Annotated in this window: 8 protein-coding genes; 1 reads left to right on the forward strand and 7 read right to left on the reverse strand. The window is 57.8% G+C overall.

Annotated features, from left to right (window positions below; translation table 11 throughout):
• Positions 1–1,423 (forward strand): autotransporter outer membrane beta-barrel domain-containing protein (locus ACXJ5O_RS15390; RefSeq protein ID WP_457300650.1); only part of this gene is annotated, 1,423 nt, incomplete at its 5' end.
• A 7-nt stretch (positions 1,424–1,430) separates the two neighbouring features.
• On the opposite strand, the gene xth is transcribed toward ACXJ5O_RS15390, so the two are convergent.
• From xth to ACXJ5O_RS15425, 7 genes are all read right to left on the reverse strand, one after another.
• On the reverse strand, positions 1,431–2,201 hold the full coding sequence (gene xth / locus ACXJ5O_RS15395) for an exodeoxyribonuclease III (RefSeq protein ID WP_457300651.1): 771 nt from the start codon (positions 2,199–2,201) through the stop codon (positions 1,431–1,433).
• A gap of 123 nt (positions 2,202–2,324) precedes the next feature.
• Positions 2,325–3,293 (reverse strand): aliphatic sulfonate ABC transporter substrate-binding protein, encoded by a 969-nt coding sequence (locus tag ACXJ5O_RS15400; protein ID WP_457300652.1) that lies wholly within the window; start codon positions 3,291–3,293, stop codon positions 2,325–2,327.
• Between the two features lie 132 nt (positions 3,294–3,425).
• Positions 3,426–4,352, reverse strand: coding sequence for a c-type cytochrome (locus ACXJ5O_RS15405; protein ID WP_457300653.1), 927 nt, complete (start codon positions 4,350–4,352; stop codon positions 3,426–3,428).
• Between the two features lie 8 nt (positions 4,353–4,360).
• Positions 4,361–4,807, reverse strand: coding sequence for a c-type cytochrome (locus ACXJ5O_RS15410; RefSeq protein WP_457300654.1), 447 nt, complete (start codon positions 4,805–4,807; stop codon positions 4,361–4,363).
• 164 nt (positions 4,808–4,971) lie between these two features.
• Complete coding sequence (locus ACXJ5O_RS15415; protein WP_457300655.1) at positions 4,972–5,325, reverse strand: hypothetical protein; 354 nt, start codon at positions 5,323–5,325, stop codon at positions 4,972–4,974.
• 303 nt (positions 5,326–5,628) lie between these two features.
• Complete coding sequence (locus tag ACXJ5O_RS15420) at positions 5,629–5,835, reverse strand: hypothetical protein (RefSeq protein ID WP_158482189.1); 207 nt, start codon at positions 5,833–5,835, stop codon at positions 5,629–5,631.
• A 283-nt stretch (positions 5,836–6,118) separates the two neighbouring features.
• Positions 6,119–6,475 (reverse strand): hypothetical protein, encoded by a 357-nt coding sequence (locus tag ACXJ5O_RS15425; protein ID WP_457300656.1) that lies wholly within the window; start codon positions 6,473–6,475, stop codon positions 6,119–6,121.
• Between the last annotated feature and the right edge of the window lie 293 nt (positions 6,476–6,768).

Genomic DNA, 6,768 nt, shown 5'->3' on the forward strand with positions numbered 1-6,768 from the left:
CTATATCATCGGGCTGCTGGACTACAGCGATGCCGGTAAAGTCAGCCTCGGCTTTGATCTTACGGATGTGGAGAAGGCAAAAATCGCCGACAAACTGAAAGCCGATATTGTGGCGGCGCAGAATGAAGCCAAACGGTTGCAGGCGGAAGGGCTGGCAGCGGACAAACTGGCAGCCGACAAGGCGGCCGCCGATCTTCTGGCGGCACAGGATGGAGCCAAACGGTTGCAAATCGAAATGCTGAAGCAGGCCGTGGCAGGGCTAACGATTGAGAATGCCGATAAGGCGACGCATAATCAGAAGGCCGTGTTCGATGCGGTCAAGGCGCTTGGCTATGGCAACGCGCTGACCAATACGATTTTCCTGAAAGAGCGCGGCGAAGTCTTGCCTTATGACAATCTCTCCGGCGAAGCCCATGCGACGCTTTCCGGCGCGCTTGCCAAGGATGCAAGCGTGATCGGCAATGCGGCGCAAAACCGTATCCGGGCTGCCTTCGACGGGGTCACCGTCAAGGAGCAGGCGGTGATAGCGTCACCCTTGACTTACGCTCCGGCGCAACGCGCCAAGACCAGCGATGCTTTCGCATCAGTAATCCCGGCACCGGCCACGGCCGCCCTGTGGGGCGAGGCTTATGGCGGATGGGCGCATGCGGGCGGCGACGGCAATGCTGCGGGCTATAGCCGCAATATTGGCGGCTTCGTCACCGGGCTCGACGGCGTGGTGGCAGAGACATGGCGCATGGGCGTGCTCGCCGGCTATGGCAATACTTCGCTGGATAGCGGCGCTTCGAATGCCTCGTTCAACAGCTACTCCGTCGGGCTATATGGCGGCGCCGCGTGGGACAATCTCACCTTGAGTCTCGGCACGGCCCTGACCCAGAACGAGATCGATACGGACCGCACGGCGGTGTTCGGCAATCTTCTCAACAGACACAGCGCTTCCTACGATGCCGAGACCGTGCAGGTATTCGGCGAGCTCGGCTATTCGGTGAAGACAGGCTATGCCAAGTTCGAGCCTTTCGCCGCGGCGAGTTATGTGCATCTGAAGACAGACAGCTTTCTGGAAAGCGGCACGGTCAGCAATCTGACCGGGCTTGGCGGGACGAGCGACCTGACGACAACGACACTCGGCCTTCGGGCATCGCGCAGCTTTGCCTTGAGCGACACGATCAGCCTGACGGCGCGGGGACTTCTCGACTGGAGCCATGCCTTTGGCGACGTAACTCCGGCAGCAAAGCTGGCCTTTGCCGGCGGCCAGCCATTTGACGTCAAAGGCCTGCCGGTCGCGCAAGATATGGGCATCGTCGAGGCGGGGTTCGATGTGGGATTCGGCAAAGCCACGACGCTCGGCCTGACCTATAGCGGGCAGTTCTCGGACAGCGCCCGCGACAATGCGGTCAAAGCCGATCTGACGGTCAGGTTCTGATCGGCGGTTAATCCAAAACGATCCAGGCGGGAGCATGGTCGCTTGCGTGGTCCCAGCCCCTGACATGACGATCGACATCGGCGCTGCTCAATCGATTGGCGATCGATGGACTGAGCAGGAAGTGATCGAGGCGCAGGCCGGCGTTGCGGCCCCAGGCGTTTCTGAAATAGTCCCAGAACGTGTAGATTTTCTCGTCGGGATGCAGGTGGCGAATGGCGTCGGTCCACCCTTGCGCAACAAGCTTCGCGAAGGCCTCTCTGACTTCGGGGCGGAAAAGCGCGTCGTCGGTCCAGCGCCCGGGCTTGTAGACATCGAGATCCGTCGGCATGACATTATAATCGCCGGCAAGTACGACGGGCGCGCCTGTCGCAAGCAGTTCCTGAGCGCGTTGCGAAACACGTTCAAACCAGCGCAGCTTGTAATCGAATTTCGGGCCAGGTGCCGGATTCCCGTTTGGAACATACATGCATCCGATCAGGACGCCATTCACTGCCGCTTCGATGTAGCGGCTGTGGTTATCGTCCGGTTCTCCGGGCAGGCCGCGTGTGGTCTCGATGGGCTCAGTGCCCTTGGCAAGAATGGCGACGCCGTTCCAGCTTTTCTGTCCGTGCCAGATCGCATTATATCCCGCGGCGTTTATCGCACTCTCTGGAAATTTTTCCTGAGGCGCCTTGAGCTCCTGCAAGCAGACGACGTCCGGCTGGGCTTCCGCAAGCCATCGCAAAAGGAGAGACAACCGGCCGTTGATACCGTTTACGTTGAATGTGGCAATCTTCATTTAGAGCGGGCTCTGAGCCGGAAACGTTTCTGATAGCGCATCGAGTCGTTGCCGGCATCATGAGATAAAGCCGGGCGCAATGGAAGCTGCGCCCGACTGGTTATTTCAAATCAGGGAACCTCGTCATGCCTGCTTGGCCCGCCATACGATATCGCTGACATTGAGCTTCTTCGGCACGATCTTGAGGTCAAAGAACTCATCGGCCAATGCCTGCTGATAGGCAATGGCTTCCGGCGTAACGCCCGCCACCCTGCCAAGATCCGCGCCCTCGCGCGTCAGGACAACCTTCTGGATATCCTCCGGCACGCCGGTTATCTTCGCAAGGATCCGGACTGTTTCGTCGAGATTGTCTTGCGCTGACCGGCCGACAAGCGTCAGCTCATCGAGGACATCCGCCAGAACATCCCCATGCGAAGCAGCAAACTCGCCATTGCTGAGAAAGAACGACCAGGACTCGACGATGCCTTTCCCGGTTGCCAGAACCCGCGCTTCCGGGCGCTTCTCGGCTACGGCAAAATAGGGATCCCAGATTGTCCAGGCGTCGATCTGACCTGCAGTGAAGGCAGCGGCCGCATCGGGAGGCGAGAGGTCGGATGCAACGATGTCAGTCACGGCCAGCCCGGCCGTCCGCAAAGCCTTGACCGTGAAATTGTGGGCGCTCGAACCGCGTTTGAAGGCGACGCGCTTGCCCTTGAGGTCGGCTATGGACTGCAATGGCGAATCCTTGTGGACAAGAATTGCCGAACCCGCCGGTGGGCCCCGATAGGTTCCGGCATAGACCAGATTTCCGCCCGCTGCCTGTGCGAAAAGCGGTGGCACATCGCCTGTCGGGCCGAAATCGATAGCACCGGCACCGAGTGCCTCGAGGAGCGGGGGGCCGGAAGAGAATTCCGACCAGCTGACGGTAATGCCGCGCTGTTCAAAACGCTTTTCCAGTGCACCATTGCCCTTGGCCAGTGCCAGAACGCCATTTTTCTGCCAGCCGATGCGGAGTGTCTTAGGCGATGCTGAAGCTCCATGCGCTGCGAAGGGCAGAGCGGTTGCAGCGGCGGCACCGCCCAGCAATGCGAGAGTTTGTCTGCGATTGATCATGCGAGGCATCCCTTTCCAATAACGTTGGCTTCGGCAAAGGATGACGGAACGGATCAGCGTCGGCGACGTCAGAACGTGCGAACAATCGCGGGGATGGGGAAAATCATGCCTGTTTTGGCGTAGGCGGCGAAATCACTTCGTCGCTGGAAAGCCGTTCGGATGCGCGGGCACAGCCTTGAGATAGGCGGCGATCGCGTCACGATCCGCAGGCTCGAGATGTGCCATATTGAGAACCACGTCGGTCATCGAGCCGCCGAGCGAGTCGAAATCCGGCGTGAAACCGCTCTCCAGCGCATAGGAAATGTCCTTTTCAGACCAGGAATCGATGCCGCCTTTGCCGCCGGTGATGTTCGGGATGACGCCCTTGCCCTCCGGCGCCTTGGCGCCCGCCAGCCATTGCGTGTTGTCCGGCCCGCCAATGACATCGCGGGGGGTATGGCATTCGCCGCAATGGCCCGGGCCTTCCACCAGATATTGCCCGCGCTTGATCACATCGGTGGCATTGGCCAGCGTGAGGACCGGCTGCGGCGAAAGGAAGAGCCGCTTCCACAGACCAATGCCGCGCCGGACGTTGAAAGGAAAACCGAGCTTGTGCGGCCCGGCGACATTATCGGATGGAGGCAGGGTCTTCAGGAAAGCGTAAAGATCGGCGATGTCCTGCACCTGCATGCGCGCATAGGATGTATAGGGAAAGGCCGGATAAAAATGCCTGCCATCCGGCGAGACACCTTCCATCATCGCATTGGCGAGATCGGCGAAGGACCAGTCGCCGATGCCTTGCTTCGATGGGGAAATGTTTGGCGTCACGAAGGTGCCGAACGGGGTGACGAGGTTGACACCGCCCGCCAGTACCAGCCGCGCATCGCCCTTGGCACCCGGGGCTGCGTGGCAGGAGGCACAGCCTCCTTGCCAGAAGATGCTCATGCCGCGTTGCGGATCGCCGGGAGCTGCCGCGGCAAGCTTTGCCGGGTCGACATGGGAGGGCGCCGAGAGCAACCAGAAACCGGCCCCGCCAATCAGTGCCAGAATGATGATGAGCAATGCGCGCTTGCGCATCATCCTTTTACCTAGTCTTTCTTGATGCGGAACGCTTTGTGGCAGGAAGCGCAATTTTCGGCTACCTGGTTGAAGACGACCTTGAAGCTATCGAGGTCCTTCGGGTTGGCTTCTGCTGCCGCGGCTGCGTCTTTCTTGTATTTCGCTACGGCGGCGACAAAGCCGGCATTGTCTTCCCAGATCTTCGGCGAAACGGTGGTCTTGCCCTGGTCCGAGCCCGCTGGGAACAGCGTCGCCACATCGATCTTCTGCGCATCCTCGTTCAGGTGTACCAGTGCGGCCTTTACCGCATCGGCGTCGAACGGCTTTTCGCCTTTGATGATCGGTGTGATGCTGCCGACGGTCTTGCCCTGATCCTTCATGAGCGCCTGGCGGTCAGCGAGCGCATCGGCGCTTGCCGGTGCCGAAAGTGCGATGGCAAGCAAAGGCGCCGCAGCAAACGAAATCAGTCTGTTCATGGGGTGTCTCCGACTCTTGTGGCTAAAGTAGTGTGGCTTCAAGGGCTTCCGGTGGGCACTCTAGATTATACATTGCGAAAAGCACGTGATCATTTTGATCACATTTTCGTTTGTTAGCGATAGCAAAAAGCCCCGGCGTCTGGGCGCCGGGGCTTTTTATGGTGTCAGAACTGTAGATAGACCCCGCTCCTGCGGTAACGGTAAGGGTCATCCCAGGTTCGATAGTATGGGCGATCCCGGTAGTAAGGGCGGCGGTAATACCGGTCACCATAATACCTGCGATCCCAGCGGCGATGATGCCTGCGTTCCCAACCGTAGTGCCTGCGGTCCCAGCGGCGATGATGCCGGCGATCCCACCGGTCACGATAGTGGACGGTTTCGACATTTGCGTTCGGAGCAGCCTTCGAGGTCTCGACTGGCTGCTGAATCGTCATAGGCGCGGCGCTGGCCGTTTCGACTGGAACAAGTGTCCCGATCGATACCAAAACCGCGCTTAGGGCTGAAATCAACTTTCTCATTGTACCTCCAGTGAAAGCCCATCTTTGACCGAAGGCTTTCAACACTTAAACGTCCCTGAGATATTAGACATAAGTCCAATTCTCTGAACCTCGGATGAATAACGGTCAGCTATGAGGCAAGGATCAAAATGGGGCGATCACTTTTGAGAACGTGTTGTTCCAATGCGTGAAAAAGCACGCATATCCGGGCGGTTCGTTCGCGCGGCCGCCGGTGCGACGTTCCAAATGGTCTCCGGGCAGAGTGCAATGAAGATGCCGGTCATCATCGACTGATAACCGGCCCATATGTTTGTATGTTCTGTCTTATGCGTGTTTGTAGACGGGCTTTCCATGATGCTTGTGCCATGCATGATGCTTTGGATGATGCACGACGTGATGATGATGATGATGATAGACGCGGTGGTGCCTGTGATGGATCGGTTCAGCAGCGCTTGCACTCGTGGCAAGCACTGGTGCGGAGACGGCGAGGGCGATAGCGAGGCCGAGAGCCGAGTAAAGAGACGTTTTCATATCCTTGGGTTTCCTTTGGTGGGTAACAGAAGAGGAGGGACTGCAACGCGCAGGTGTAGAATCGTTCCACCTGCCTCTTTATCGGATGCGGATGTTTCGGCGCTATTTCCCGCATGTGGTGTTTCGTTTCTGAAATGTTTCTCAAATAGGGCGGGGGATTCGTTACTGCAGCAATGGATTGGTCACACGTTTTTCGAAGCGATAAATGCAAAGCGGCCCCGCCAATGACGGGGCCACTTCTGTGCAACAAGCGACAATTGCCGCCAGGATAGTTATGGGAGAATTAGCGCCCACCCGCCTCGCTTGTCGCATGGTCCTGCGTAAAGGTCCGGCGTAGATGCACGACCTTGGCGGCAGCATTCTCAATATATTCTGTGGGGCAGCGCAGCATTTCATCTCTGATGCACCGTTCGACTTCCCTTGCTGTCTCGAGACGCTTATCGAGCAGCTCGGTGTCGACGCCTGCTGCCTTGAGTCTGGTGCATGAAAGAACAAGTCGAGCGACTTCAGCCCGAGCCTGTTCATGATAATCAATGGCGATCATCAATAGAATCTTTTCCATCTTGGCCTTTGTGGAGTTGTCGTTAGTGGCAGGGGGCGTCGATAGTCGCGGCGCTTGAAAAATGGGGTTTGCTTTCATCCCGGCGTCTTGACGCGAATCGCTGGCGCGCGAAAGTGACAGCGCTGTCCCCATGGTCGGGGGACAAATCAGGACAGTGAATTGAATTCACGCCGTTAAATAATAGATCGATTCCCATATAAATGTTCCAATAAAATAAACAAAATAAACTCTGCGCGACGCTTTCGCGTCAAATACACCTTCATATGCTCCGGTTCGCCGGCCTCTACACTTTGATATTACAGTGGTTATAGTTTTGAATAGTGTGTTTCATATCGAGTCGTCAGGATGAATGCCCTGCTACGTGATGGTTA

The organism is Phyllobacterium sp. P5_D12 (genome assembly GCF_054049495.1).